At 59.9% G+C, this 24864-nt stretch carries 22 protein-coding genes and 1 pseudogene; 2 read left to right on the top strand and 21 right to left on the bottom strand.

Annotated features, from left to right (window positions below; all coding sequences use genetic code 11):
- The first annotated feature begins 435 nt into the window (after positions 1 to 435).
- Positions 436 to 1653 carry an NAD(P)/FAD-dependent oxidoreductase gene (locus FJ527_RS21340; protein WP_140619139.1) on the top strand — a complete coding sequence of 406 codons (1218 nt, stop codon included), beginning with the start codon at positions 436 to 438 and terminating at the stop codon, positions 1651 to 1653.
- Between the two features lie 1184 nt (positions 1654 to 2837).
- Here the strand turns inward: FJ527_RS21340 and FJ527_RS21345 are convergent.
- The 18 genes and pseudogenes from FJ527_RS21345 to FJ527_RS21435 form a co-directional block, all read right to left on the bottom strand.
- Positions 2838 to 3422, bottom strand: a complete 585-nt coding sequence (locus FJ527_RS21345; protein ID WP_181166428.1) for an OmpA family protein — start codon at positions 3420 to 3422, stop codon at positions 2838 to 2840.
- 245 nt (positions 3423 to 3667) lie between these two features.
- Entirely contained in the window at positions 3668 to 3910 is a 243-nt protein-coding gene (locus FJ527_RS29375; protein WP_181166430.1) for a hypothetical protein, read from the bottom strand.
- A 345-nt stretch (positions 3911 to 4255) separates the two neighbouring features.
- Entirely contained in the window at positions 4256 to 4525 is a 270-nt protein-coding gene (locus FJ527_RS21355) for a hypothetical protein (RefSeq protein WP_140619297.1), read from the bottom strand.
- A gap of 159 nt (positions 4526 to 4684) precedes the next feature.
- On the bottom strand, positions 4685 to 5629 hold the full coding sequence (locus FJ527_RS21360; RefSeq protein ID WP_181166431.1) for an AraC family transcriptional regulator: 945 nt from the start codon (positions 5627 to 5629) through the stop codon (positions 4685 to 4687).
- Positions 5630 to 6187: 558 nt separating this feature from the next.
- Positions 6188 to 8020: a mechanosensitive ion channel family protein gene (locus FJ527_RS21365; RefSeq protein ID WP_140619299.1), complete on the bottom strand. Its 1833-nt coding sequence runs from the start codon at positions 8018 to 8020 to the stop codon at positions 6188 to 6190.
- A 130-nt stretch (positions 8021 to 8150) separates the two neighbouring features.
- A pseudogene (locus FJ527_RS21370) lies at positions 8151 to 9314 on the bottom strand (alpha/beta hydrolase); the annotation flags it as partial.
- Positions 9315 to 9366: 52 nt separating this feature from the next.
- Positions 9367 to 10275, bottom strand: a complete 909-nt coding sequence (locus FJ527_RS21375) for a formylglycine-generating enzyme family protein (protein ID WP_140619301.1) — start codon at positions 10273 to 10275, stop codon at positions 9367 to 9369.
- A gap of 122 nt (positions 10276 to 10397) precedes the next feature.
- Positions 10398 to 11906, bottom strand: coding sequence for an arylsulfatase (locus tag FJ527_RS21380; RefSeq protein ID WP_140619148.1), 1509 nt, complete (start codon positions 11904 to 11906; stop codon positions 10398 to 10400).
- 76 nt (positions 11907 to 11982) lie between these two features.
- A complete protein-coding gene (locus FJ527_RS21385) occupies positions 11983 to 12900 on the bottom strand; it encodes a transporter (protein WP_246677755.1) in 918 nt (305 codons plus the stop codon).
- Between the two features lie 621 nt (positions 12901 to 13521).
- Positions 13522 to 13860 (bottom strand): hypothetical protein, encoded by a 339-nt coding sequence (locus tag FJ527_RS21395; protein WP_246677756.1) that lies wholly within the window; start codon positions 13858 to 13860, stop codon positions 13522 to 13524.
- Between the two features lie 105 nt (positions 13861 to 13965).
- Positions 13966 to 14613, bottom strand: coding sequence for a helix-turn-helix domain-containing protein (locus FJ527_RS21400; protein ID WP_140619150.1), 648 nt, complete (start codon positions 14611 to 14613; stop codon positions 13966 to 13968).
- A gap of 133 nt (positions 14614 to 14746) precedes the next feature.
- A complete protein-coding gene (arcC, locus tag FJ527_RS21405) occupies positions 14747 to 15670 on the bottom strand; it encodes a carbamate kinase (protein WP_140619152.1) in 924 nt (307 codons plus the stop codon).
- Between the two features lies 1 nt (position 15671).
- On the bottom strand, positions 15672 to 16673 hold the full coding sequence (argF, locus tag FJ527_RS21410) for an ornithine carbamoyltransferase (protein ID WP_140619154.1): 1002 nt from the start codon (positions 16671 to 16673) through the stop codon (positions 15672 to 15674).
- A 17-nt stretch (positions 16674 to 16690) separates the two neighbouring features.
- On the bottom strand, positions 16691 to 17905 hold the full coding sequence (locus FJ527_RS21415) for an arginine deiminase (protein ID WP_140619156.1): 1215 nt from the start codon (positions 17903 to 17905) through the stop codon (positions 16691 to 16693).
- A 14-nt stretch (positions 17906 to 17919) separates the two neighbouring features.
- A complete protein-coding gene (gene arcD, locus FJ527_RS21420; protein WP_140619158.1) occupies positions 17920 to 19386 on the bottom strand; it encodes an arginine-ornithine antiporter in 1467 nt (488 codons plus the stop codon).
- A 515-nt stretch (positions 19387 to 19901) separates the two neighbouring features.
- Entirely contained in the window at positions 19902 to 20471 is a 570-nt protein-coding gene (locus FJ527_RS21425; RefSeq protein ID WP_140619160.1) for a cytochrome b, read from the bottom strand.
- Between the two features lie 272 nt (positions 20472 to 20743).
- Positions 20744 to 21274 (bottom strand): cytochrome b/b6 domain-containing protein, encoded by a 531-nt coding sequence (locus tag FJ527_RS21430; protein WP_140619305.1) that lies wholly within the window; start codon positions 21272 to 21274, stop codon positions 20744 to 20746.
- 43 nt (positions 21275 to 21317) lie between these two features.
- Positions 21318 to 21596, bottom strand: coding sequence for a PepSY domain-containing protein (locus FJ527_RS21435; protein WP_127259068.1), 279 nt, complete (start codon positions 21594 to 21596; stop codon positions 21318 to 21320).
- 259 nt (positions 21597 to 21855) lie between these two features.
- Between FJ527_RS21435 and FJ527_RS21440 the strand changes: the two genes are divergently transcribed.
- The gene (locus tag FJ527_RS21440; RefSeq protein WP_140619161.1) at positions 21856 to 22353 is read left to right on the top strand and encodes a sulfocyanin-like copper-binding protein; all 498 of its coding nucleotides are present in this window, start codon (positions 21856 to 21858) and stop codon (positions 22351 to 22353) included.
- A 168-nt stretch (positions 22354 to 22521) separates the two neighbouring features.
- Here FJ527_RS21440 and FJ527_RS21445 read toward each other — a convergent pair whose 3' ends face one another.
- From FJ527_RS21445 to FJ527_RS21455, 3 genes are all read right to left on the bottom strand, one after another.
- Positions 22522 to 23112, bottom strand: coding sequence for an NAD(P)H-dependent oxidoreductase (locus FJ527_RS21445; RefSeq protein ID WP_140619163.1), 591 nt, complete (start codon positions 23110 to 23112; stop codon positions 22522 to 22524).
- Positions 23113 to 23144: 32 nt separating this feature from the next.
- Complete coding sequence (locus FJ527_RS21450) at positions 23145 to 23528, bottom strand: hypothetical protein (RefSeq protein ID WP_140619165.1); 384 nt, start codon at positions 23526 to 23528, stop codon at positions 23145 to 23147.
- Between the two features lie 85 nt (positions 23529 to 23613).
- Positions 23614 to 24864 (bottom strand): MgtC/SapB family protein, encoded by a 1251-nt coding sequence (locus tag FJ527_RS21455; RefSeq protein ID WP_140619167.1) that lies wholly within the window; start codon positions 24862 to 24864, stop codon positions 23614 to 23616.

Raw genomic sequence — 24864 nt, forward strand, 5'->3', positions numbered from 1 at the left:
AGAAAGCGATTCTGACCAGGCGTGAGCGCTTGTGCGTAGCTACGGCCGCGACACCCCGTCGACCATCATCATACCCGCAGGCCAAACGTGCCGTGTCAAGCAAGCCCGCAGCTTCGGCCGGCTTTTTTCGTGCCCGGAACTTTAGTCGTCGGTGGAGGTTAATTAAGCAGTGTCGATCCCCTCCGGGATGTTGCCACTCCATAAGGAAGGCCCGTCGCGTGGGAGCCACGCGGCGGGCTTTTTGCTGTTTCACCGCGGCACGCCCGGGCAAGTCCCTTTACTCATCCCCAGGGACGCCCGCCGCTGCCGTGAACGGGCGGCGGGCAAACGTGGTGGCCCGTTAACGGAAACATTAATCACTGCTGATATCCCAATCAGGCAGTTGAGGGGGACAGCGCGGGCAAGATACCCGGGGGCATCACCCGACGAGGCACGATGAAGAGCCAGACCTACTCTGAACCGATTGCCGAACACGCCGAGGCGACATCAGTCGACGTGGCCATTGTGGGCGCCGGACTGGCCGGCACCACCCTGGCAACGGCGTTAGGCAAAGCCGGGCGCAAGGTCGCGCTGATTGATCCACACCGCGTACACCACGACGAGTTCCGGGCAGAGAAGACTCGCTTGGAGCAGATGCAGCTGTTCGACAGGCTGGGCCTCGGTCCTGTCATAAACACCCTGGTCACCCCAACAAACGAAATTCAGGTCTTCCGCTTCGGACAGCTCTTTGAGCGTAAGGAGAGCACCGAGTTCGGATTCTCCTACGGTCCGCTGGTGAACGGCCTGCGCGAGGCCCTGCCGCCACAGGTGCTTCTGATGGTCGGGAAGGTTGCCGAGGTCTCGACCGCCCCGAACTGGCAACGCCTTGTGCTCACGGACGGCACCATTCTCGCTGCCCGGTTGTTGGTGGTGGCTACCGGTTATAGCGAGGCGATACGGCGCGCCATCGGCGTGGAGCGCGTTGAGCAATCGAAGGCGCATTCACTGGTGATCGGGTTCGACCTAGCGGTCTCGCCCCAGCAATTCGGTCCTCGCTCGCTCACCTTCTATCCTGGGAGAGTTAGAGACCGCATTCCCTTTTTGACCGTGTTCCGAATAGGAAACCGAATGCGGGCAAACCTGTTTGTATACAGAACCGTTGCTGATCCGTGGACACAAGCATTCCGCGCGAGTCCGCAACAAATGCTCTTGCAGTTGATGCCGGAGATAGCCCTTCATTGCGGCGACTTCGCCGTCAACAGCCCGGTCGAGCTGAGGCAGGTCAGCCTGACCACCACCAGCGGTCACCGGCGCGACGGTGTCATCTTCATCGGCGACGCGTTCTCCACGACATGCCCGGCGCAAGGAGACGGCATCCATCGGGCGCTGACTGATGTCGATCGCCTGTGTTCGACATACATTCCCCTTTGGTTGGCCACACCGGGGATGGGATCAGGAAAGGTCTCTGCTTTTTACGATGACCCGATCAAGATTGCTGCAGACGAAAAGGCGATGCGTTCAAGCCTCTATGCCAAGGCGATCGCCACCGAGATCGGATTGGCATGGCGCATTCGACGGCTGCGCAACAACACCGCTCGCAAACTGATGATCATCGGGCGCAAAATGCACCGTTTGGAACAGAGGCCGGCGGCTGGTATCAGCGAAGCGACCTGAGGCAGCCCTATACGTTCGAGTGCGTCCACAGCCTTGCACCTGACGAATGGATTCCAAAAAGTCTTCTGGCGCGCTATTCCCAGCGCCGAGACGCGTCGTTTGGCGATGTCGATCCTATGATGGATGGGGCGGATAGATAGATAAATAAAATCAGCCAGTTGCGAGCATCTGTGTGCAAAAATCGCACACGAAAGTTCTGCTTCTCTTCTTTTTTGGTTCCCACGACGCAGCCGTCGACTGCCCTTTTCGAACACTCTTTTGCCGACATTGACCGCCTAGATCCGGATGTTCGCCAGGATATCCGTGAACCTCATTGTCCGCTGCGCTTCCAGTCTGCTGGGGTTCCTGGAAGCTTTCTAACTTTCTGGGGCGCGCCTCAGCCTGAATTGCGCGTGCTTATGGACAAAGTAGGGCACTAGATTCGGTTTTTGGACATTGCGACGGTATGGGGGTTCGAGTTGTTAGAGCGCTACCGCCTTTCCCCCCACTCGGAGAGCATGCGATATCTTCTACAGTGTCGGGCGTGATGGGTCTGTCTCGGTGCTGCAAAGACCGGTAGGGAGCGGGAGAGACTGACCCGAAAGCTATCCACGACGCGAACCGCAGCTTTGCGCCCCCAACCGGACCTCGAGGTCAGCTTTGCGGCTGCTTGAACGCAGCCAAGAGGGAGCAACATCCCGAACATCAGGCGAGCGGGCTAGGTGTAGCTGTCGATGTTCCTTGGGAAACAAACGAGTGCCCGTCGGGCAGTACCCCTGGCGCAGCTCATCGGAACTCGACCCAGGCGTCAGCTGTGGCTGATCGCAATGCGATTTCATCAGCACGCTTTTTCCAGCTTCCGCCGGCCACGGGAGATCCACTGATATTCCTTTCTGATCCCGTCCTACGTCGCGTGTGCCAATGTCGGCCGCGTTTGCCGATTACGACATTCGCGTACAGCTTATCCGGATTCGATAACGCGCTGAATCTGACGTTCCGGAGGACGCGCGAGTTTCTCGGATAAGGTGTCGAGGAGGCACTGCAGAGAAGGGGCGGCTACGTCACTCGTTGCCGTTCTTCCGCATAGCCAGAAAGACATGAGACCACGCGTCAAATTGACCATTGGAAAGAATTTACCGTATCGCGCGCAACAGCAACGCTCCTGTTGAAGCATTTCTCCCCGTTCCGACGGCACCGGTCGTCTTTCACTTTGGTCCGATGTTGAACAGCTCGACGCGGCGGTTCACACCGTCTGCGGGGTTATTGGGGTCGAAGGGATTTTCTTCACCCTGCCCCAGAGGAAGCAGTCTCACCTGTTCAACGTGGAAGACAGTTACAAGCATCTCGGCGACGGCGTCTGCCCGTCTCTGGCTGAGATCCAGATTTCTAAGCCGCGAGCCGGTATTGTCGGTATTGCCGGCGATCACGAACCGATTGCCCAACAGGAGTGGATTGTGGAGCGCATCGGCAATTCGCCCCATCGTGACCCAAGATTCGGGCCGAATGACATCGGAATTCAGGTCGAATTGGATTTGCACGATGAAGTGTGGAAGCTTGGCGAACGCAGCCATCATCGGTTCGGGTCCGCTCGCGTTCGTATTGATCCGGGTTTGGATGTCCGCGCGGATCGCCGCGGTGTCGATTCCCACTTTGCCCGCAGCCTTACCGGATTGCACGAGACCCTGAACGGCTTGGCCATACGTAATCTGATTTTGAGTGTACGCCGTTCCGCCGCCAAGCACCGACGCCATCGAGAATACGGCGAAGTATCTCAAATATCTCATGTTCATGATTGTCCCTCGGACGTTTACGCGCTTGGTTGACTGCCTAATTCGACTTTTTACAAACAACGTCCAGCCAACCCGCATCGCTCATTGCTTCTTTGCATGGATTCATGAGCCTACGAAAGTTCTCGCCCGTCGTTAGGCATCTCAGGATCTTGGCCTGGCCCTTCTTCTGCGTTGAACAGTAGCGTTTGACGTCGGCGGCACATGATTTCGGCGCCGCTGCTTGCGCAGTCAGACGAGCATTCATGTTAGCCAGAAACGTAGTTGTCGCAGCTTGGCAAGCCGGCGATGCCTTGGCCGAGATACAGGGGACCAGTTGTCCGCTGCCCGGCCTGATGCCCTTGCAAACGTTTTGGCACTTCAGCGCCACATGCTTGCACCCAGAGGCCAACCGCATCGCCAAAACTTATCGTTGCGGCACCGACGAAAGTTGTGAAAGGAAGCCCCAGAACAACCAACACGGCAAGCGCGCGTATTTCCAATTTTAACATCGTGTACTGCTCCTGGCTTGGGCATCGAGATTGTCAGTCTGTCTGGACGCTGGTGGCCGAGGCAGCCAACGGTGGCACCACAACCCGTTTCTATGGAAATGGCCGACACCGCGGGTCCGAGGTAAGTCAGCCGGGCCAGCGAGATGGCGTTTGTCGAAAGCGGAGTCCGCCGCATGCTGCGCCGACATCAGCGAGTTGGCCGGTCCAAATCCAGTTGGGCATATCGAGGTCGAGATCACAGTCGCATCTCTGTGTAGGGGCACCTAAGCCAGAGAAGAAAGGTGGAAACGATATGCCGCGCCCGAGCCGGGCCTCCAGCATTCGCCCCTAGTGCCAGCATCTCAGCTAATGTAGGGAGACGACGACATAACGTCCGCCGGAGGGCTGATAATAGACGCCGCCGCAGTGCCATAGCAGGACGCCGTTGACCGAGATCTGGGCACAGGCCGCAGGCAGCTTCGTCACGTAGACAGTTGAACGGCGGATCACTCGCCGTGTGGTACGTCTGGCCACCCCGGCGGCGCTGCCAGGCGTGAGCGGATGCCCCACCCTTGCTTGAGCGTAGCCGACGAACGAGGCGGACGGCGCAACCGGATCGAGCAGGCCGACAAACATTATTGCAGCAACCCCGGCAGCGCCGGTTAGCTTTAAGCCGAACTTTGTCATTGTTAATCCTCCCAAGAGGGAAGAAAATTACCTTTCGTAGTGCAACCGCCGCTATCCGAATTGCGCAACTCCGATAAAACTGATTATCGGTACCGTGATGGCACTGCACTATTCGATCGGCGCGGGCCGGCAATCCGTTGCATCGGCCGGCTTCTGACGCGGCCACGATATTCCCGCACGAAGGAATGTTTCCTTGGGGGATTCACCGAACAGTTGCCGATAGCTCGTCGCGAAACGACCAAGGTGGGTAATCCCGACATCCATCGCAACCTTCGTGACATTCAGGCCATTGGCACGTGCAGTCGTCAGTTGCCGTCTGGCTTCGTTTAGGCGAAGAGCGCGTATGAATTCCAATGGACTTGCCGCGAATGTCGCACGAAATGCGTACTCCAGTTGACGACGACTCACGCCGACCTCCCTGCACAACCGAATGATCGGTAGGTCTTCTTGAATGTGGAAGCGGATGAAATCCTCAGCCGCCCAGGCCTGGCGGAGATATCGACGTGGAGAAACATCGATGGTGAGTGCACGACCGTCTGCAATAGCCCGAGCCTCAGCCAGTGACCCCAAATATTCCAGGAATGCATCGGGGGGCTGCTCCAGTTGAATTGAATCGCCAGCAGCTGCCACGAGATTGTTCGCAGTCGCCTCAACCTGGTCCCGGACAATTCGTGCTTGGTCGATTGAGAGCCTGACGGCCTTGGGATGATCGGCGACCTGCTCCGCGAACATTCCCACGGCAAGCGCCTGAATTTCAGCCCAGAGGGCGGTCGGAATCACGGAGGCCGCATACCTCAGACCGGGCTGGATAGTTGCGGATATCGTCGCGCCAGCGGGGATTGTGACGACCATGCCGTCCTCAAGTGGAATGCGGCAGATTGTCGATCCGCAGGCGCGCTCCACGGCCAATACGACCACTGAGTCGCTATCCAGTCCGCCATTGGCATGTACGGTGCAATTGAAGTTGGCCAGGTCAAGCGCCCACTTGCCATGAGATTGAATTTGTCGGATGCGTGATGGTGCCCCGCCGGCCGAAAGCTGGTCAATTTTCACCAACATTCCCGAGGCTGCGCTTCCAAGTTGGTCCGGGCCCAGCTGCACATCCCTGTGCGAAGGCGATGAAGGCCAAGAGGTCAAGAACCTAATCCTTTGCGCAAAGCGGATAGCAGCGCAGTTATATTAGGGATAGCTTATGATTAAATTGCGCCAGATCAATCGGCGCGAAAAACATTGACGATGCGAAGCTGAGAGGCAGAATTCCGCAGCTTCTGGGCATAGATCGCGACATAATGCGATCGTCACGGCAAGCCTAGAGACGGGCAGGGACATCGATCTGCTGTCGACCTGGACTGATCGGGCTTACCAGCGCACCTGCAGCAAAGACATGCAGACACGCGCAAGCGCGTGATGAGATCACCCCCATCAGTGCAGGCAAGCCAGATCATAAGCCAGCGGTGTAAGCGCGTCGCTGGCTGGAGGCAGTCCGAGCTATCACGGCCGTCTGCACTGCCGCGGCTAAGACGCGTATTGAAAGCCAATCCTGATCCGATGCGTGTCAGCACTTCCACATCAAGCGCGCCAATCTTGCCACGCGCATCGCAAACCGCGGCTTTATCCCGAGGGATTAGATGTTAGTGGCTTTGGGACGGCCTGAATGCCGTTTTCCTGAAATGCCTGCTGCACAGCGATCAAAACGGCACGGCGGATCATGAAGTTTCTGCCCGCTTTCGCCTTGAACTTGGCCCGGATGACCAGCGTGCCGTCCTCAACCTCGGCAATTCCCTGGCTCTTGAACGGCTCGAGCAGATCTCCAGCAAGTTCCGGGTTGGCCGAAATATCCTGGCCGATCTTCTTGAAAATTTTGCGGACCTTTTCGACATCGGTGTTGAATGCAACGCGAAAGGTCAGTTTCTCGATCATCCAGTCGCGACTGAAATTCTGAATCTTGCCAATCGAGCCATAGGGGATTGTCGCCAAGGCGCCGCGCTGATGGCGCAGGGAAACCGACCGGACCGAGATTTTTTCTACGGTTCCCTTGGCGCCTGACGTTTCGATATATTCGCCGAAGCGGAATGCATCGTCGATTAGGAAGAACAGCCCGGATACCAGGTCCTTCACCAGCGTCTGCGAGCCGAAGCCGATGGCTAGCCCGAACACACTCATGCCGGCGATCAGCGGCCAGACATTAATCCCGATCGTCACCAGGATCGAGAGCAGCGCCAAGGCCAGAATGCTCGATTTGCCGACCGCGTTGAGCAGCGGCACCAGCGTGCCCAGCCGTGAACGCGGCGCACCCTGCACCTCCTCGTCACCCCCTACGGCGCGCAACTCCGCGCGCAAGGCACGAGCCGTCCCGGCCCCGACCACGTTCCATAGAAACGCCGCCCCCAACATGATCAGCGCCACCCCAGATGCGCCCTTGGCGACCTCCCGGAGATCTATGCCGAACCCGGCAGCCAGCGGTGTCGCCCATAGCGTTCCCAGCATGGCAACAATGATAGCCACGACGGTGAAGCGGGCGGTCTGGCGCCCTGCCGCTGTCAGGATCGAGATGTCAGGAGATTCCAAGCCGCGCTGCGCCCAGTTCCCGATCATTGCGTCGAGATGCGGCGCCACGAGAAACAACAACGCGGTCAGCAGAACGGCCGACCCGCGAAGCGATGCTCCCAAAGTCAGCGCGGCCTGAGTGCTGAGAAAGGTGATTATCAGGAACGCGATTACGATTGCCGGCCACATTTTGGCAAGATGGGTGCGCCAGCGGCTTCTGGGGCGCGGACCGGCTACGGCGACTGCCATTGTGCGCCTGTGCCGCCATACCGCCCATGCAGACAGAAGGTAGATCGGAATTGCCGAGCCCGTTCGCAGCAGATCGTCCAAGGCCGGCCCGACGCTCCAGAGCCGCAACGTCGCGAGCAGCGTAACGGCGATGACCGCCAAGCCAACGGCAAGCGAGAGGTCGCGCACGAGGGCCACCAGATGGGCGGAGCGCTCTGCGAACTCGGTTCGCCGCGATGCCATCAATAGTGATCTGAAAGCAGCGAGAGTGATGAAGCCGAGCACGGTCGCCACCGTCCAAAGCCGAAGGGTTTGCAAAGGCAGGCCAGAACCGCCCAGCAGCCGCGCGGCAATGAAACCGATCACCAGAGCCACCACACTAGCCGCCACGCCCGCGAAGAATCCGCGCCTTCCACTACTTGTGGCGCTCGTCTTCTTGAACCGCCGGGCAAGCAGGATGAACACCCCCGCGACGAGTGCAACAAGCGACACAATCTCGAACAAGAGCACAAGACGAGGCGTTCCCCCAGCCGCAAGCGAAGCCTTCAGGTTTTCAAGTTCGACGGGGACGTCGGCCAAAGCCGCAAGCCGCGCGAACAGTCCGGAAACGAAACGCTCTGCAAGCTGTTCGAACCCCCAAATCAACGAGGGAACGTCTGTTTCCGCCATCGTGTTCACGAATTCTCCCTCACCCGCAGTAGCCGACAAGTCCTGCGCGTCGGTTCTCCAGTACGGATCAGTCGGTGATCGCATCGCCCTTCAGGATCGTCTCCAGGTCGTCGGGCGCGGGTTTGCCCGCTTTCCCCTCGACCGTCGTAATGGGCTCACTGATCGTCGCTGCCGCGGCGTTGCCAACAGTGTCGACCGTACCGGCAATCATCAGACCCAGCTTGTCACCGAGGCCTACTCGCGAGTCGGTCATAATTTGACCGGAACCCAATTGCGCTCCCAACAACTGAACGATTTCCGGGCTTTCGGCAAACTTGCTGTGGTTCAAGCGATCGTCGGTCTTCACGTCGGTCAAATCGAGGACGGTTATTCCGGCTGCCTCCAGCTTCGATTTGTACGGCTCCTTTGACGGATCAGCCTGCCCAACCCGATCGACATTGCCTGCAATCAGACGCGAGACCGCAAGCGCCCGATCATCGCGTGAAACTGTGATCGTGAATTTCGGCTTTTTCGGTCCAAGTTCGGTCCACTGGCGACCAAAGACATCCACATCCAGGTCGGGAGATGCAAGGATGACGTTCCTGATCTTGGGCGAAACCTGCCCGTCCTCCAATGCCATCTGCCTCAGCGATTCCATGGCAAGCCATGTTCCCATCGAGTGAGCCATGACGGTAATGTCCGTCACGCTGCGGTCGTCCGCCAAGGCCTTCAGCGTTCGCTCGAACGCAGTCCGTGAAAAATTGGTGCTTTCCTTGTCGTAGTTGTAGCCGAGCACGCTCGCGCGCGAAGGCCACGTGAAAAGAATAGGCACGACCCTTGCTCGCGAGTCATGCACGAACTGCGCGAAGCGAAAAACCGAATCTTCATAACGGTTGTTGAAGCCATGTACGAATACGAGAACATGGCCGTTCGAATTGTGAGAATGTAGCCAATTGTGAGCCTCGGGAATCGACAGGTTCTTCACGGCAACAACAGCGAAGTCCTTTTCGGGATTCGGCGGCAGCGTTTTTGGCCATTCGACCGTGCCGGGCGCCCGCTTCGGCGGAATTGAAATGGTCAGATCGGTCATGGAAAGCGCCGGGCTGCGCTCGCCTGTAAACAGGGTCGCTGGGTCGCCGGAAGGCTTGCGGCTGGTTGCGACCAGCATGGTTACATCTGATGCCGCCGACGATACCAGATTCGCGGGGATTGGCGCCAAAACGCCTTCTGGTCCTGCTCCGCACCCCGTCAGCATGAGGAACAGAGTTGATATACTCCATACAGCCTGCCTACCCGCCCATCTAGACTGTGCCATTAGCCACCTTTGCCTTTGCGGGTATGCCAGCCGAGATTCGGCACCCCGTCCCTCACACCGGACGCACGATACAACGGAAGCCGAGGTGGCAAGTGGACGTGTCTACCGCCTGGGCCATGCGCGCGGCGGGACGATAACGCCGGCAGTAAATGGGCGCGCAGAGGAAGGACCCGCCCTTGGTGACCTTGCGCGGAATCCTGATGTCAGGCGTCAGCGGATCGTAGCTCGCGTCGCGCTGGCCGCCGCGCGGATCTGTCATCGTGCAACATGGGCTTTCGATGCGACGATGCTCCTGGTACCAGTCCGTGGTCCACTGCCAGACGTTGCCTGCCATGTCGTAGAGCCCATAGCCGTTTGGAGGAAACGAGCCGACCGGAGCGGTCCACTCGTATCCATCCTCGCAATCGTTGCGGAATGGGAAGTCGCCCTGATACGTGTTGGCCATATGCTGGCCGCCGGGGGTCAATTCATCGCCCCATGCGAACTCTGTGCCGTCCAATCCTCCACGGGCCGCGAACTCCCATTCCGCCTCGGTCGGGAGCGCCTTTCCCACCCAGTTCGCATAGGCTTCGGCGTCCTCAAATGCGAGATGGACTACCGGGTGGTTGTAGAGGCCTTTAATAGAACTCGCAGGCCCACGCGGATGGCGCCAATTGGCACCCTTCACATAGGCCCACCATCGGTAATGGTCGCTTCGGTTGGTGCCAGGCGGCGGTCGGACGAATATCGCTGATGCCGGAGCGAGCATCTCCGCCGGCGCGTTGGGATACTCGGCTGCATTGGCAGGACGCTCAGCCAGCGTCACGTACCGCGTCGCAGCGACGAACTTCGCAAAATCATTGTTCGTGACAGTCGTCACATCCGCCCAGAAACCATCGACCACGACGCGGTGAGTTGGGGCCTCTTCCGGATAATGGTGGTCTGATCCCATGAGGAATTCGCCACCAGGGATTCGCACCATGTTCGGAAATGGCGGGCTGTGCCGAGGAATGGAACGAACATGCTCCAAATCCTCCGTAGACGGCACAGCCATGCCTGCATCACTCATGACTATAGTTCCAGCAAACTTTGAACCGAGCGGGATTAGTCTCCGAGTTGATTGAACATCGAGGATGGATCGGCCGCAATTGGCGGTGCACCGAAGGTCAGCTTGATCGCCTCCCCGATCAGCAGCGGCGGTGCCATTTGCTTGGCGATTTCCACGATCTTCGCCTTCATCTCCTTGACGGTGTCCGGCTTCTTATCGGCCAGGTTAGTAGTTTCGGACTTGTCGGCGGCGAGGTCGAACAGTTCGACGCGCTCCAACACGCCGGCCGACCATACAAGCTTGATATCGCCTTCGCGGATTGCGCCGCCGGTCGGGTCGACATTGTAGACCATCTCACTGCGGGGCGAAGGCTTGCCTTCGCTGATCGTTCCCCAGACATCCATGCCGTCGAGCGGCTTGTTCTTGGTTGGCTTCGCCCCGGCAAGCCCGGCAAGAGTCGGATAGATATCCGTGACATGTATCAGGCCATTCACGTCGCCGGCCTTTACCTTGCCCGGCCAGTTCGCCAGGGCGCACACGCGGGTGCCGCCCTCATAGAGCGTTCCCTTGCCACTGCGGTACGGCCCATTGTCGGCCGGAAGGCTGTTGCCGACCTTCGATTCGCCTGCAAACATAGCGTCCCGCACGCCTCCATTGTCGCTCTGGAAGACGATGATTGTATTGTCTCGCATCTTCTTCTTCTCGAGCGCGGCAACAACACGTCCGATTTCGTCGTCCAGGACGGAAACCATGGCCGAGTAAAGCCGGCGCTGCTCATCAGCCACGTGAGCGTATTTCTTGACATATTCGTCGGGCGCCTGGAACGGCGAATGCGGGGCGGTGAACGCCAGGTACAAGAACAGCGGCGCATTGCCGTCATGTCTTTCGATTACCTTGGCGGCTTCCTTGCCGAACAAGGTATTGTCGAAACCCGGCTCTTTCAGCTGCTTGTTGTCTCGATACCAGTCCATCACGCCATGGGACGCGTGTTTGAAATGATCGATTTCACCGACCAGGGCTCCGTGGAACGAATCGAAGCCACGCTGACGCGGCCAATACTCAGTCTTTGCATGACCCAGATGCCATTTGCCCACCATCGCGGTCTTGTATCCCGCATCCTTGAGCATCTGAGGCAGGAGATACTCATCGGTGGAAAGGCCGTAGCTGCCACCCGATGGAATAACGCCCGTCTGCAGCCCGTAGCGCAACGGATAGCGTCCCGTCATTAGCGCCGCGCGGGTGGGCGTGCACATCGGCTGAGCATAAAATTGTTCCAGGCGCGCGCCTTCGGCGGCGAGCTTGTCGATGTTTGGCGTCTTGATGTCCGAGCCGTGGAAGCCCACGTCCTTCCAGCCCTGGTCGTCTGAGATGATGTAGATGATGTTGGGTCGTGCCGTCTGGGCCGCCGCCTGGTCGACGCCGGCGAGACCAGCGAGTGCGCCCGAAAAGCCCACCGGCGCGGCAAGCCGCGCTGCGACAGCCGCCGTACCGGCCATCAATGCATCACGCCTCGTCATTTTGGCGCTGATACCGGCCTCGGCCGGCAATTCCTGATCGTTGTTCATTAGCCCTCCTTGATTTGTCGGCGCTAGCCTGTATTCGGCGTGGGCCGACTGAAAATGTGGCGCGCCCTTCTTCCGATCAGTGCCCCGCCACGCAAAGCGGCATGGCAACCGTTAGGAAGACTGAGTCGCCTTCCAGACGATTTTTGGCATCGAACTCGTGGTAATATTTGATCCGAGTCGAGACTGGCAGCTTGCCAACCTGAAAGTTATAGCCCGCGGTGGCTCCGATCGCCGCCACTTCGCCTTGAAACCCGCCAAGCACTGGGGGAACTCCAGACCCGCTATCGTCGGTCAGCTGGTTGTAATAATAGCCAACCAAACCCACGTCGAATGCCTTGTTGAAATGCTGGTCGATCGTTCCCTCGAAGTGGAAGTCCGTGCCGTTCTTGTAATGGGTCGCCGTATCCTCGCCGTTGAAAGTGATGCCGGTTGCCGCCGAGAGTTCAAGGCCTGTAGCGGAGTTCAGCCACGTGCCCGATGCGTAAATGTCGGCGGCCCAGTGGTTGAACGACAGATTGGCGATGTCGCCCTCGTGGTAATCACCCACCGGGACGTTCACGCTCACTCCGGTCTGCCAGTGAAAATCGCCACTGTGCCAGCCGACAAAGCTTCCAAGCACGGGATCGCCCAGGGTCGTGATGCTGTCTGACACCGACAACGGGCTCGGGAGAATTCTGCCCGTTATATCGGGTCCGCCGATCGGCACGGTCGCAGTGAATGCCAGATTGCCGCCCATGACCTGCCATGGAGAAACCCAAAGGGCGGTCGAAAGATTGATAAGGGCCTTTGCATGGACGTCCGCAACGAGCTTTCCGCCGAGGTCGAGATCGACGCTTGCATTGCCGGAATAGATATAAAAATCGTTCTGGAAATAGACGCCTGGTGGCGGGGTGAAACCCGCCATGGGGCCGCGCGAACCGAGGAGATAGAAGCTCGCGCCACCTTCCGCCGCCTGGACGCTCGGAACCATCACCAGGTTGGCGAGCGCAGTCATGGCGACGCCCAGCAAACCCTTGATGCCGCACCTCATCGTAGCCTCGGCGAAGGTGCTGGATGCCCCGAGCACACTTGTCCGGAATACGTCTTGTCTATTCATAGTCCCCCGCCAGCCGTGAGTCGGCCAATGTTGCGCCAATTGATTTCGCGCACTTTCTTCATAGGTTAGTCTAATCTAACTGGCCTGCTATCCACTTTGCGCAAAGGAGCCATGTTTTGACAAAATGGCCGTTTGCCCGGACGAGCTGTTGGTCCGGGAGAGGATTTCCGTTGCCGCTGCCTGGCTTGGAGTCGGTCTCGACGAGGAGCGAAACCGAGAAGGCGAGGAGGTGGTCAACAATGCGGCTTCCCGCGTCGATGTCCCTGTCTTTCCGGCGGATGAAAAACGCGGAGTGGCCGCGGAGATGCTCGTCTTTCGATCTGCCGCGTCCACAACGGCTCGCGAAGGACCCTGTTAGCTAAGCCGCTGATCGCGCCCCCAACTCCCGCCGAACCAGAACAAGCGTCGCATCGTCGGGATCGGTCGTGACGGTGAAACCCATGTCGCGCTCGACCTCGATCGCGGCACGGTTTTCACGGCTCTCGATCGACTCGATGGCCTTTAGGCCGAGTTCTTCCGCTAGCTCGCAATATAGGCGAGCAGCTCCCAACCGACGCCCAGATGGCGATCCGCGCGAATGCAGATCGCGACCTCGCCGTTTCGATCGGCTGGATCGCTTGCTAGCATCGCGACCGCGATCAGCATTCCGTCGTCCGAGAAGGCAAAAAAATGGATATGGGCGTCGTCGGAACGCGTCATCGCCACCAGCCGCTCGTGTGAGTCGAGAAAGCGAAATCGCAGATCGTCCGGCGTCACATGGACGAAGAACTCCGCCAGAGTTGGTTCGTCTTCGGGCCGTGCAAGGCGTACTTCGAAGTGGAATTCGCTACGTGTGGTAAATGCGCTGTCCGCGGTCATGTGAGGACGTCTAATCCTGGGTTGTTCTGAATGGCCGGATGCGGCGGACCTAAAGGGATATGGCTTTCCTTGGGCATCTCCGTGCCACGGTTAGACCATGTCTGGTCATTCGCTCATGCAGTGGAGCGCGTCGTGCTTGACGATCTCGATGCTGCGCAGGTTGAGAAGGCGGATGACGCCCTTGTCCTTCAACCGGGTGAAGACCCGTGACACGGTCTCGATGGTGAGGCCGAGATAGTCACCGATGTCCATACGCGACATTGGCAGTTCCACCTGCCGCAAGCCGCCCTGGCGCTCCGCCAGGTCGACAAGGAATGCAGCCACGCGTTCGATGGCGTTCTGGCGACCGAGAACCAGCAGGTGTTCCTGAGCTCGGGTCAACCCCTTGAGCGCCAAGGGCAGCAGCTGGCGCGATATATCCGCGCCGGCAGTGAGCCGCAAAACGCGGATAGCGGTCGCGTTGATAGCCTCTGCGAAGAAATGATGCGTCGCGTCCGCCTCAAAGCCGAATGTCTCTCCGGCGAGGTGAAAGGCGCTGATCTGCCGGCGACCGTCGGCAAGCAGACGGTAGATGCGCACGGCGCCGAACTCGACTTGATAGAAGGCTCCAGCCTTTTCGCCCTGGGCGTAGATTTCCGTGCCGGCGGGAAAAAAGCTGACCGGCTGCAGCGGCGCCGGGTCGAACGCGTCCGGCAGGGTTGGTTGCACAGAATGGGACGGCAGTGAGATTCTGGAGCTCGTGTAGGCGTGCATGGCTGTTTTCCCGGTTGATCCGTGACACAGCAATCGCGCGAATCCGTGGCTCGCGAAATTCGGTTATGTCCCTACGGGGAACTACTTAGGACCAGTCTGCGGCGGGCGGACGTCCTGTTGAAAAACATCGATATCACGGGTGAAACGGCGCGCCGGCTTCGAACCACGTCCCGCGCTCACCTTTAACAATTTTGACGGCGTCATCCATCTTGCCGATTGCGGCAGGCTTGCCGGTTGCTTCAGCGAACTCGATTGCAGCACGGACCTTCGGCCCCATGGAGCCCGCTGGAAAATTCCTCTCGGATATTTCCATGGGAGTCACTCGCCGGAGCGCGCGAGCTGCAGCTGATCCATAATTGACATAGACGGCGTCGACGTCAGTCAGCATCAACAGCATGTCGGCCTTCAATTGACGCCCAAGAAGCGAGCTTGCCAGATCCTTGTCGATAACGGCCTCGACGCCGCAAAGACTGCCATCTTCCCGGGCTATCACCGGAACCCCGCCGCCGCCGGCACAGATGACGATCACGCCGCGCTCGACCAGGAACGAGATTACAGACGCTTCCAGGATCACCAACGGCTTGGGCGAAGGCACGACGCGCCGCCACTTGTCGCCATCGGGCGCTATCTGCCAGTCGCGCTCGCCGGCAAGCCTGCGCGCTGTTGCTTCATCGTAGATCGGGCCGATGGGCTTTGTCGGGTGCGCGAACGCCGGATCGTGCGGATCGACCTTCACCTGTGTCAGCAGGGTCGCAAAAAGCCTCTCTTTGAGCAGGTTGCCGACTTCCTGCTCAATGACGTAACCGATCATGCCTGCGCTCTCGGCGCCAAGCACGTCGAGTGGAAAGGTCCCCCCCTCCGCAGTTGCCGCTGCCTGCAGGGCCAAAAGTCCCACCTGCGGACCGTTTCCGTGCGTGACTACGATCGAGTGCCCTTCGCCGACCAGATTCGCCAACACAGGCGCGGCGCGCACGATGTTGGCGCGCTGGTTCTCCGCCGTCATCGGTTCGCCACGGCGTAGCAGTGCGTTTCCGCCCAACGCGACGACGATAAGCATCTCAGTTGCCGATCGTGGCGACGAGCAGGGCCTTGATCGTGTGCATCCGGTTTTCAGCCTGGTCGAAGACGATCGAGGCCGCCGACTCAAACACTTCGTCGGTGACCTCCATGCAGTCAATGCCGTGTTCCTTCGCAACGAAGGCGCCGATCTCGGTCTCTGTGTCGTGGAACGCCGGCAGGCAATGCATAAATTTGACGTGGGGGTTACCGGCTGCGGCTATCACGTCGCCGGTGACCCGATATGGCGTCAAAAGGCGAATGCGCTCGGCCCAGCCCGATTTGTCCTCGCCCATCGACATCCAGACGTCGGTGTAGATGAAATCAGCATCCTGGACGCAGCTCGTCACCTCCTCGTCGAGCCGGAAGCGGCCGCCGCTGCGTTCCGCCAGGTCCCTGAGATGAGCGCAGAACTCCTCGTCCGGCCAGAGTTCCTTTGGCGAGGCGATGCGCATGTCGATGCCGACCTTGGCTGCTCCAAGTGCCAGGGACAGCGCGACATTGTCCCGGCCCTCACCGACGAAGGTGACGATCATGTCCGAAAGATGCTTGTGCGTGAATTCCCGCATGGTCATGAAATCGGCGAGGATCTGTGTCGGGTGCGCCTCGTCGGTAAGGCCGTTGTAGACCGGCACGCCGGCATATGTAGCCAGCACTTCGGCCTGGTGCTGGCCAAAGCCGCGATACTCGATCGCGTCATACATGCGGCCGAGCACGCGGGCGGTGTCCTTCATGGATTCCTTATGGCCGATATGGCTGCCGCTAGGGCCGAAATAGGTGACGTGAGCGCCCTGGTCATAGGCCGCCACTTCGAACCCCGTGCGAGTGCGCGTCGAATCCTTTTCGAAGATCAGGGCGATGTTCTTTCTGACAAGGCGCGGAATTTCGTGACCGGCGAGCTTGGCCGCCTTGAGGTCGGCTGCCAGCCTGAGAAGAAAGCGGATTTCGTCGGCCGTTAGATCGTCCAGCGAGAGGACGGAGCGGCCATGAAGATTGATCGACATGGAGATTTCCTTTCGGGTCAGATCGGGTCGCGGACAATCGGACAGGTCATGCAGTGCCCGCCACCGCGTCCGCGGCTGAGTTCGGCGCCCTCGACGGTGATCACTTCAATGCCGGCGCGGCGCAGCAGCGTGTTGGTGTAGACGTTGCGGTCGTAGCCGATGACCACGCCGGGCTCGACCGCAACAACATTGTTGCCATCATCCCATTGCTCGCGCTCGGCCTCGTAGCGGTCGCCGCCAGTGGCGATGATCCGCAGCGACTTCAATCCGAGGGCTTCGGCGACCACCGTCGTGAACGGCTTTGTCTCATCGGTGACCTCGACCGCTGCCTCTCCATCGCCCGGCCGCAGCGAGAAGGTGCGCAGCCGCTCAACCACCGGCGGGTACATGGTCACCAGATCGCGATCACAGAAGGTGAAGACGGTATCGAGATGCATGAAACTGCGGTCGCGGGGCATCAGGGCCGCAATCACACGCGTGGCCTCACCAGCCGTGAACAGGCTGCGCGCAAGGTCGCCAACGGCTTGCGGCGTGGTGCGTTCTCCCATGCCGATGAGAACCGTTCCGCCGCCAATCGGCATGACATCGCCGCCTTCCAGGCTGGTGCCCGTTCCCGAGCCCGGCGACACGAAAGGGACGCCGCTGTCGCGAAAGCGGGGATGGAAGCGGTATACAGCTTCGACGTTGGCGGCTTCCGGGCGTCTGGCGGGCCAATACATCGAATTGACGGACACCGACCCGTAGATCCAGCAGGAACTGTCGCGGGTGAACAACTGGTTCGGCAGCGGCGGCAACACGAAATCCTGGGGGACGAGCGTCCTTCCCGTCAGGCCTTTGGGTGCGAAAGGAAGCTCGGCGCGGGCAATGCCCCCGACAAGGTAAGACGACAATTGCTCTGACGGCATCTCGTTGAGCCATCCGCGCAGCTCGTCGACCGTGTCGAGCCCGACGACGCCGGGATGAACCCGGCGATCGAGAAGCCAGTCGCGGGCCTTGGCCAGGCTCATTGTCTGAGCCAGGAGCTCCCCGAAGGAATGCACAAACACGCCGCATTCGCGCAGCGCATCGACGAAGACATCGTGTTCCTGGCGAGCCCGCTTGACCCACAGCACGTCGTCGAAGAGCAGCGCCTTGCAGTTTTCCGGTGTCAGCCTGCGTAGGCTGAGGTCCGGACGGTGGACCATCACCTCGCGCAGGCGGCCGACCTCGGAATGCACACCCAGGCTTGTCATCGCGTCAAATCCTCTCACAGCGGGCTGACGGCGCCGGTCCACATCTCGTAGACGGCGAGGATGGCGACAGCGATGAGGGCTGCGGCAACTGCCGCTTCGGCAGGATGGAACACACGCTGATCAGTTTCGCGGCGCGCCCAGATGTAGAAGATAATACCGGGTGCATAGAGGATCGCGCACATGAACAGGTACGCCGGCCCCGCCGCATAGACGAGCCACACCCCGTAGACGGTTGCCAGCAACCCCGCAAAAAGCGGGCCGGCTCGCGGCTCGCCACTCTCGTAGCTCTCTCCCGTCAACGCGAGCTTGGCCCCATAAGCCCCGGAAAAGATGTAAGGAACCAGGATTGCGGCCGACGCGATGTAGAACAGCGCCTGGTAGGTGCTTTGGGCGAAAAGCGTGATTACCAGAAACGCCTGGACCAGCAGGTTGGTAATCAAAAGCGAAGTCGACGGCACGCCACGCTCGTTTTCCCGGCCGAAGAATTTCGGCATCGTTCCGTCCTTGGCAGCGACATGTGGAATTTCTGCTGCAAGCAGCGTCCAGCTCAGGAAGGCGCCGACCACGGACACGACAAGCGCGATGTTGATGAGGATGGCGCCCCAGGGGCCGACAACCGCCTCAAGCACACCCGCCATCGAGGGGTTCTTCAGCGCGGCGAGTTCGGGCTGGTTGAGGATGCCGAGCGACAGCAGGGACACCAGGGCGTAGAGCGCAAGGCAGGTGAAGAAGCCGAGAACTGTCGCGGTGGCGATGTCCTTGCGGCGCTCGGCACGACCGGAAAATACGCTGGCGCCTTCGATACCGATGAACACCCACAGGGTGACAAGCATTGTACTTTTCACCTGTGCGGTGATCGAGCCGAGACTGGCATTGCCCAAGCCGTTGATGTCGAGCGACCAGACCTGCAATTTGAAGGCGACGGCAATAACCCCGACGAACAGGACAATCGGTGCGATCTTTGCCACCGTGACGATGAGGTTCACAACGGCGGCTTGCCGGATGCCGGCGAGGACGAGGACGTGGATCAGCCACAGCAGTATCGATGCGCCGAGCACCGCCTGCCAGGTGTTTCCATCGCCGAAGGCCGGAAAGAAATAGGAGAGGGCGCTGAACACGATCACCGCGTAAGAGACGTTGCCGACCCAGGCGCTGATCCAGTAGCCCCAAGCGCTGTTGAAGCCGATGAAGGGACCGAAGCCAGCCTTGGCGTAGGCGTAGGGCCCGGCATCGAGCTCGGGTTTGCGGGTCGCAAGCGATTGATAGACAAAGACCAGTGCCAGCATGCCGACCGCGGTGATCGCCCAGCCGATCAGGATGGCGAGGGGACCGGCACCAGCCGCCATATTCTGCGGCAGGCTGAACACGCCGGAGCCGACCATCGAGCCGATGACCAATGCGGTCAGGGACCCCAGTCGAAGTTTCGTTGGCGCCGCAGTCGCCACTTTCGGAACAGGGATGTTGAAATCAGCCGTAGTCATGATGCTCTCCCAAATTTGAAGGCTCTGATGGGAGGCAATGAACAGGAAGACGGCGCTGTCAGCTTTGATGCCGGTCAAATCAGAAAAGTGGGTTCCCGGTTCACGGGTCTTCAAGTTAAGGAGACTCGCTCACCCAAATCGGATGTGTCCGATCCATTCACCCCACTCGCATCGTCAGGCGAAGACAAGGCGGCGACAAGGGCGAGGTGTCGGAGCTCGATCCCGGCAAATCAGGCACATTAATCGTCGATCTGAAGCCTGTGAAATACCTGCTTATCTGCAACGTGCCAGGCCACTATGGCGCCGGCATGTCACCCGAATTCACCGTCGAGCCATAAGCCCTGAAGCCTCAAACGCATGGGGGTGCCTCCCGCCTTCCGGCTCGTCACGCTAAAGCCCTCGTGACGGGCCAAGGGCTGCATATTTGGCCATCCAGATGGACCTAGTTAAATTCGTTTCGGTTGCGCTGGGCTTGTACATATATTGCCCACTTCGACCCGTGCAGTCCTTCGGCCTCACTTTCGCAAGCCCATTTTTTTAGGCAGCATCTGCCGAAGTACATCATCCTTGCGAACGAAATGATGCAAAAGGGCGGCGGCCGCGTGCAGTCCTGCAACGATAAGTATCAGATTGGCGCAGAGGCTATGCAATTCTCTGATGAATCCAGCCGTGGCTCGATCCGGTGGATATGGGGACGGGATGGTGAACAGACCGAAGAAACTTAAGGCGTCGCCCCTGTACCAAGTCAAGAGGACGCCGAGAACCGGGATGGTCACTAGCAGTGCGTAAAGCAGAAGATGGGTGGCCTTGGCCGCCCACCGCTCGATCTGTTTCATTTCCATGAGCGGATCCGACGCGTCCATGGGCAGCTCCGGCGCGCCCCGTACCAAGCGCAGGCATATGCGCACGACGACAAGCGCAAAAAGAAGCAGGCCAAACGAAATGTGAAACCACCAGACGAGATTGCGGACGGGATCGCCCCGAGAAAAAATGTCTGCGACATAGGTCAGCCCATAGAGTCCGATGACCAGCACGAACACTGACCAATGGATGGCCTTCTGGGAGCTTGAATAAGTGGGGTTCATCCGACAATCCCGTTTGGAGGTAACTCTGATCAGCCATGATCTTGTCAAAGCCGTGTTCCGAATGAGGGCATCGCCGCGCCCGACTCAAGTTCTTCTCCAGCCGCCCATCTGGCCTGGTGTTCATGCCGGAATCCAAGGCAATAGATTGGACAGATAAGCAGCTTGGGTACACGCCCATGGCAAGCCCAAGAAGAGGGCAAGGCCCGCAATTGAAGCATCTTTCAACTCTCGATGCCCTGCGAACCTTGTAGCCACATCACTCCATTTGCGGGTTAGGCGATGTCGGCGGGCTCGGCTTTGCGTTTTCGCCCTGTGATCATGGCTCGGACCAGGTTTTCGCGATGGCGTAAGCTTGCCAGCACAACGCCGCCAATGTGGAGGAAGACGAGTAGCAGCAGGCCGTGCGCAGCCAGGCTGTGCGCCGCTTCGACCCACGCCACGCCGAAATAAGTGTCCGTCGTCATCAGCCAGCCGGTCAGCGCGGTTGAACCCATCGCCGCAATCAGCACGATCACCATCGCGCCACCAGCCGGATTGTGGCCGATGTAGCGGGCTTCGCGACTGCTCAGTATTGCCGAGAGATAGCGCAGCACCGTCGCCGGATCCCGCACGAATTGTGAGAACCGCGCATAGCGCGTGCCCAGAACGCCCCACACGAGCCGCATCGCGACCAGCCCGGCAGCGGCGTATCCAGCCCAGTGATGGATATTCTCCGAGGAATGAGAGGTGAGCCAGGCCGCGACGAAGCTGAGCACCAGTGTCCAGTGGAAACTTCGCACGACCCGATCCCAGACGCGCACCATCTCCGGAGATGGCTGCGCGTCCGCGGCTGCCGAAGCGCTCAGATCAATTTTCGCCGGCTTCGGCATTGTCGAGCTTTTCAAGGGTCTCGGCATTGTAGGCTAGGTTCACCTTCTTGCCGGCCTTGTCCACCGCGTAGACTTCGTAGCAGCCCTTCTCCACTTTGATCTGGCGGACGGTGAGGCCTTCGCCGATCAATTGCGTCTCGAGCGTTGCTTTCGGCTTGAACTGTGATTTCGGGGCGGTGCTGCAACTGCCGCCGGCGGCGAGTGCTGGCCCTGCAATCAAGCCCGCGAGGGCGGCTAGAACAAGTGTGCGGTACATGATGGCTCCATTTTGAAGAATGGGCGCGGATGTTGCGCCTGTGGGTGGGATTTCGATCGCTTCAGTCAGACGGCGACATGACCGTCATTGGTGCGGCATAACCAATTCAACCTGACAATTGGCTGACAGCTGCACGGGCGTCGCCGATCGGGTTCGCGCCGGCCGGTTTGATCTGGCGCAAGGACAGTGGGGGATGTTCATGAACGGGATGATGGCTTGGATATGGAGCGCTCTGCTGCCATCCTGAAGGGAGATCGCCATGAAGGGCATATCAAGAAAGGCAGCACTTGGACTCGCTGCCGCATTGTTCATTGCCGGCAGCGCCGCTGCCGTCCGGGCCGCGACGCTTGTCCAGATTTCGATGTGGGACAAGGGCGCGAGTTCGGAGATGCCGATGGGGCTCGCCTATGCAACACAAGGACTAGATATCGCCAAAGCGACTATGGGCATCAAGGCTTTGCCAGGTGCGGTGAAGGCCGGAGAGGTCACATTCAATGTGAAAAATAACTCCAAAGACACCGTTCACGAAATGATCGTGATGTACCTTGCTGATCCCGGCAAGCCGCTCCCTTACCTTGAGGCCGAGAACCGGGTCGACGAAGACAAGGCCGGCGATAAGGGTGAGGTTTCGGAGCTCGATCCTGGCAAATCAGGCACATTGACTGTCGATCTGAAGGCTGGAAAGTACCTGCTTATCTGCAACGTGCCAGGTCACTACGGGGCCGGCATGTGGGCCGAATTTACCGTCGATCCATAGGCCCTAAAGCAGGCAGCCTCTTGGCCGGAACCTACGACCGTTGCAGTTTCGAAGCTCGCCTGGGTTGCCGTCTTGCCGGTTTGGGCGCCGCATAAGGCCTGGTGGCTCTGGCTTTGTTTGCGGCGCCGGCAAAGGATGGCTTTGAATCGCTGTCCCGGTTTCTGCAGGCTAAAGCCCTCGCTCACCGAGCTTGCGCATTTGTCCGATCCATTTCCCGCGTGTCGGATCGCTGGCGCCCGCGACCATCCCGAACAGGGTCTCCCGCACCCGTCTAATACCGACAAAGTGCAGGATGCTTCGCCGCAACCCGGCGACGCCGTGGCTGAGAAACCAAAGCCGGTAAAGAAACGAAGGCATGCCCATCGTCACCACGACACGAGCGGAACGACCACCAAGCACCGTCCTGGTAAAGCCACCGCCCTTGTCTGGGTAGGCGAAAGCCGTTCCCGGCCGCATCACCTGCTCCAGAAACGCCTTGAGCATTGCTGGCATTGTTCCCAGCCACAGCGGAAAGACAAAGACGACATGCTCCGCCCAGACGATCGCTTGAGCGGCCTCCTTGAGGCTGTCGGGCAGAGCACCGTGCTCAAACTCCTGCATCGTGCGCAGCATCGGAAAATCGAGCGCTGCCAGATCGACTCGGCGGACGACATGTCCCGACTGTTCCGCGCCCTCGCCATAGGCTTTCGCAAGACCACGGCAGAGCCGGCCAGGGGACGGGTCGGGATGACCGACAACGATGAGGATGCGTCGTGACATGGGGTGCCCCGGGGAAGCCTGGCGTCGCAGCGTTAGGGGCGCTCGACCCTTGCTACCCGATAGGTGTGCATGGCGCCATTGCGCTCGATCGACAGATCACCGGTCTCGAACCGTTCGTCGCCGAGATGAAAGCCTATCTCGTCGTCGCGATCGCCTTCGGCGTAGTCGAAATACCACTGCCCGCCAGGCTTGCGTCTCAGCCTGCCGATCAAATCTTCCTCGCCAATGCGAAATCGGCGAACACGGCAGGAGGCCTTGTGCGATTTCCACTCTTCCGCATCAATCCGGCCTTCGCCAGTCAATGGAGCAAGCACGTCGTAGCCCTCCTCGCGTTCGCCTTCCGGATGGCCTTTCTCGGGGGCAAGCAGCAGCCGAATATGTCGGAATTTCGGGGTGAGGTCCTTCAGACTGGTCATGGCGAGCTCCTTTCAAGGAGTTCTAGAGCGGTCGCAGGGCCTGGCCCTTGTCCGCATCAAAGCAGGTTCAAGAACCGCGTTTCAATCAAGGGCTAAGCCACAGCATCGCGCAGGTGCCCGCAGTCGCGGCGGCCAGGGTTGCGCCGGCCAGCGGCAACCAGAATCGGAACGGACCAGTGGAGATTGCGAGCAGCAGGCGACCGATTGCGTTTGCCGCCAGCGCTCCCAGCACTGCCTGCCCGATAGTCTCGACGGGGACCGACTGCTTGACCAGCCGCAAGGCACTGAGCACCGAGACATCGACATCGAACGTGCCGACCAGCGCCGAGGTTACCTGCACGCCACGGCCGCCGAATTGAGCTGCCAATCCAGCGCTCGCGGTTGCGACACTCGCAAAGAGCAGGGCGAAGAGCAGCAAGGGGCCCAGTTCGAATGGATTGCGCGCGATGGCGCTACTTTCGCCACCCCCGCTGTCGCGGGCCAGCAGCAACGCTCCGCAGGAAGCGAAGGCGAGCGCAGCGGCAATCGCCGGTATGCCGACCGAAGCGAACACGCCTGGCTCCACGATCAAGACCACGGCGCAGACCCGAAGCAACGAAACCATTGCACCCAGCGATGCCGCCCCGGCGAGTGGCAGTGGATTGGTTGCCGAGGCGGCGTCGCGGGCAAGCGCCAAGGTCACGGCGGTGGAAGAGACGACCGCACCAGCGAGCGAACTGACCAGCAGACCACGCGTATTTCCCAGGATGCGAACTGCTACATAGCCGGCGAACGATATCGAGGCCATCAGCACCGTTAGGAACCAGATTTCCCAGGGATTGAAACCGCCCCACGGGTCCATCGTCCGGTTTGGCAGCAACGGCAAGACGATTGCCGTCATCACCGCCAGGATCAGCGCCGAACGGAGTTCGATCCAGGTCAGTCGCTTCAAAAGACCGTGCAGGACCTCTCGGCTGGCCAGGATCGCCGCCAAAGCCGCCCCACCGGCAGCGGCCGCGCGATAATCTCCGGCGACGGAAAGCGCGCCAAGCGCGAAAACGCCAAGGCCAGCGATCACGCTCGTGACGCTGAAATCCTCATCATGGGCAGCCTCACGCGCCTTGTACCAGGCGAAAATTGCCGCAAAGGCAATGAACCCGCCGACCAGCACGGATACCGCGCCGAACGCGTTGGCCAGGGCGGCGAGAACGCCGCCGAGTAGGCCGGATATGCCGAATGTCCGAATGCCAGCCGTGCGGCTGCGATCGGGGGCATCCCTTTCTTGCCAGCCACGCTCCAACCCGACGAGCAGACCTATTGCCAGGGCGAGCCCAAGCCGGGCGATGAGCGGATCCAT

Origin of the sequence: Mesorhizobium sp. B2-4-18 (assembly GCF_006441385.1) — a bacterium.
Classification (GTDB): Bacteria; Pseudomonadota; Alphaproteobacteria; order Rhizobiales; family Rhizobiaceae; genus Mesorhizobium; species Mesorhizobium australicum.

What these genes read in the sequence shown, in the direction of transcription:
- FJ527_RS21385 (WP_246677755.1), bottom strand. Translation starts at nt 12,900, where the DNA reads ATGACTGCGCTCGCCAACCTGGTGATGGTTCCGAGCGTCCAGGCGGCG.
- FJ527_RS21440 (WP_140619161.1), top strand. Translation starts at nt 21,856, where the DNA reads ATGAAGGGCATATCAAGAAAGGCAGCACTTGGACTCGCTGCCGCATTG.
- FJ527_RS21365 (WP_140619299.1), bottom strand. Translation starts at nt 8,020, where the DNA reads ATGGCGGAAACAGACGTTCCCTCGTTGATTTGGGGGTTCGAACAGCTT.
- FJ527_RS21415 (WP_140619156.1), bottom strand. Translation starts at nt 17,905, where the DNA reads ATGACAAGCCTGGGTGTGCATTCCGAGGTCGGCCGCCTGCGCGAGGTG.
- FJ527_RS21355 (WP_140619297.1), bottom strand. Translation starts at nt 4,525, where the DNA reads ATGTTTGTCGGCCTGCTCGATCCGGTTGCGCCGTCCGCCTCGTTCGTC.
- FJ527_RS21340 (WP_140619139.1), top strand. Translation starts at nt 436, where the DNA reads ATGAAGAGCCAGACCTACTCTGAACCGATTGCCGAACACGCCGAGGCG.
- FJ527_RS21430 (WP_140619305.1), bottom strand. Translation starts at nt 21,274, where the DNA reads ATGGTGCGCGTCTGGGATCGGGTCGTGCGAAGTTTCCACTGGACACTG.
- FJ527_RS21345 (WP_181166428.1), bottom strand. Translation starts at nt 3,422, where the DNA reads ATGAACATGAGATATTTGAGATACTTCGCCGTATTCTCGATGGCGTCG.
- FJ527_RS21395 (WP_246677756.1), bottom strand. Translation starts at nt 13,860, where the DNA reads ATGACCGCGGACAGCGCATTTACCACACGTAGCGAATTCCACTTCGAA.
- FJ527_RS21435 (WP_127259068.1), bottom strand. Translation starts at nt 21,596, where the DNA reads ATGTACCGCACACTTGTTCTAGCCGCCCTCGCGGGCTTGATTGCAGGG.
- argF (WP_140619154.1), bottom strand. Translation starts at nt 16,673, where the DNA reads ATGTCGATCAATCTTCATGGCCGCTCCGTCCTCTCGCTGGACGATCTA.
- FJ527_RS21400 (WP_140619150.1), bottom strand. Translation starts at nt 14,613, where the DNA reads ATGCACGCCTACACGAGCTCCAGAATCTCACTGCCGTCCCATTCTGTG.
- FJ527_RS21380 (WP_140619148.1), bottom strand. Translation starts at nt 11,906, where the DNA reads ATGAACAACGATCAGGAATTGCCGGCCGAGGCCGGTATCAGCGCCAAA.
- FJ527_RS21455 (WP_140619167.1), bottom strand. Translation starts at nt 24,864, where the DNA reads ATGGATCCGCTCATCGCCCGGCTTGGGCTCGCCCTGGCAATAGGTCTG.
- FJ527_RS21375 (WP_140619301.1), bottom strand. Translation starts at nt 10,275, where the DNA reads ATGGTGCGAATCCCTGGTGGCGAATTCCTCATGGGATCAGACCACCAT.
- arcD (WP_140619158.1), bottom strand. Translation starts at nt 19,386, where the DNA reads ATGACTACGGCTGATTTCAACATCCCTGTTCCGAAAGTGGCGACTGCG.
- arcC (WP_140619152.1), bottom strand. Translation starts at nt 15,670, where the DNA reads ATGCTTATCGTCGTCGCGTTGGGCGGAAACGCACTGCTACGCCGTGGC.
- FJ527_RS21445 (WP_140619163.1), bottom strand. Translation starts at nt 23,112, where the DNA reads ATGTCACGACGCATCCTCATCGTTGTCGGTCATCCCGACCCGTCCCCT.
- FJ527_RS21450 (WP_140619165.1), bottom strand. Translation starts at nt 23,528, where the DNA reads ATGACCAGTCTGAAGGACCTCACCCCGAAATTCCGACATATTCGGCTG.
- FJ527_RS29375 (WP_181166430.1), bottom strand. Translation starts at nt 3,910, where the DNA reads ATGTTAAAATTGGAAATACGCGCGCTTGCCGTGTTGGTTGTTCTGGGG.
- FJ527_RS21425 (WP_140619160.1), bottom strand. Translation starts at nt 20,471, where the DNA reads ATGAACCCCACTTATTCAAGCTCCCAGAAGGCCATCCATTGGTCAGTG.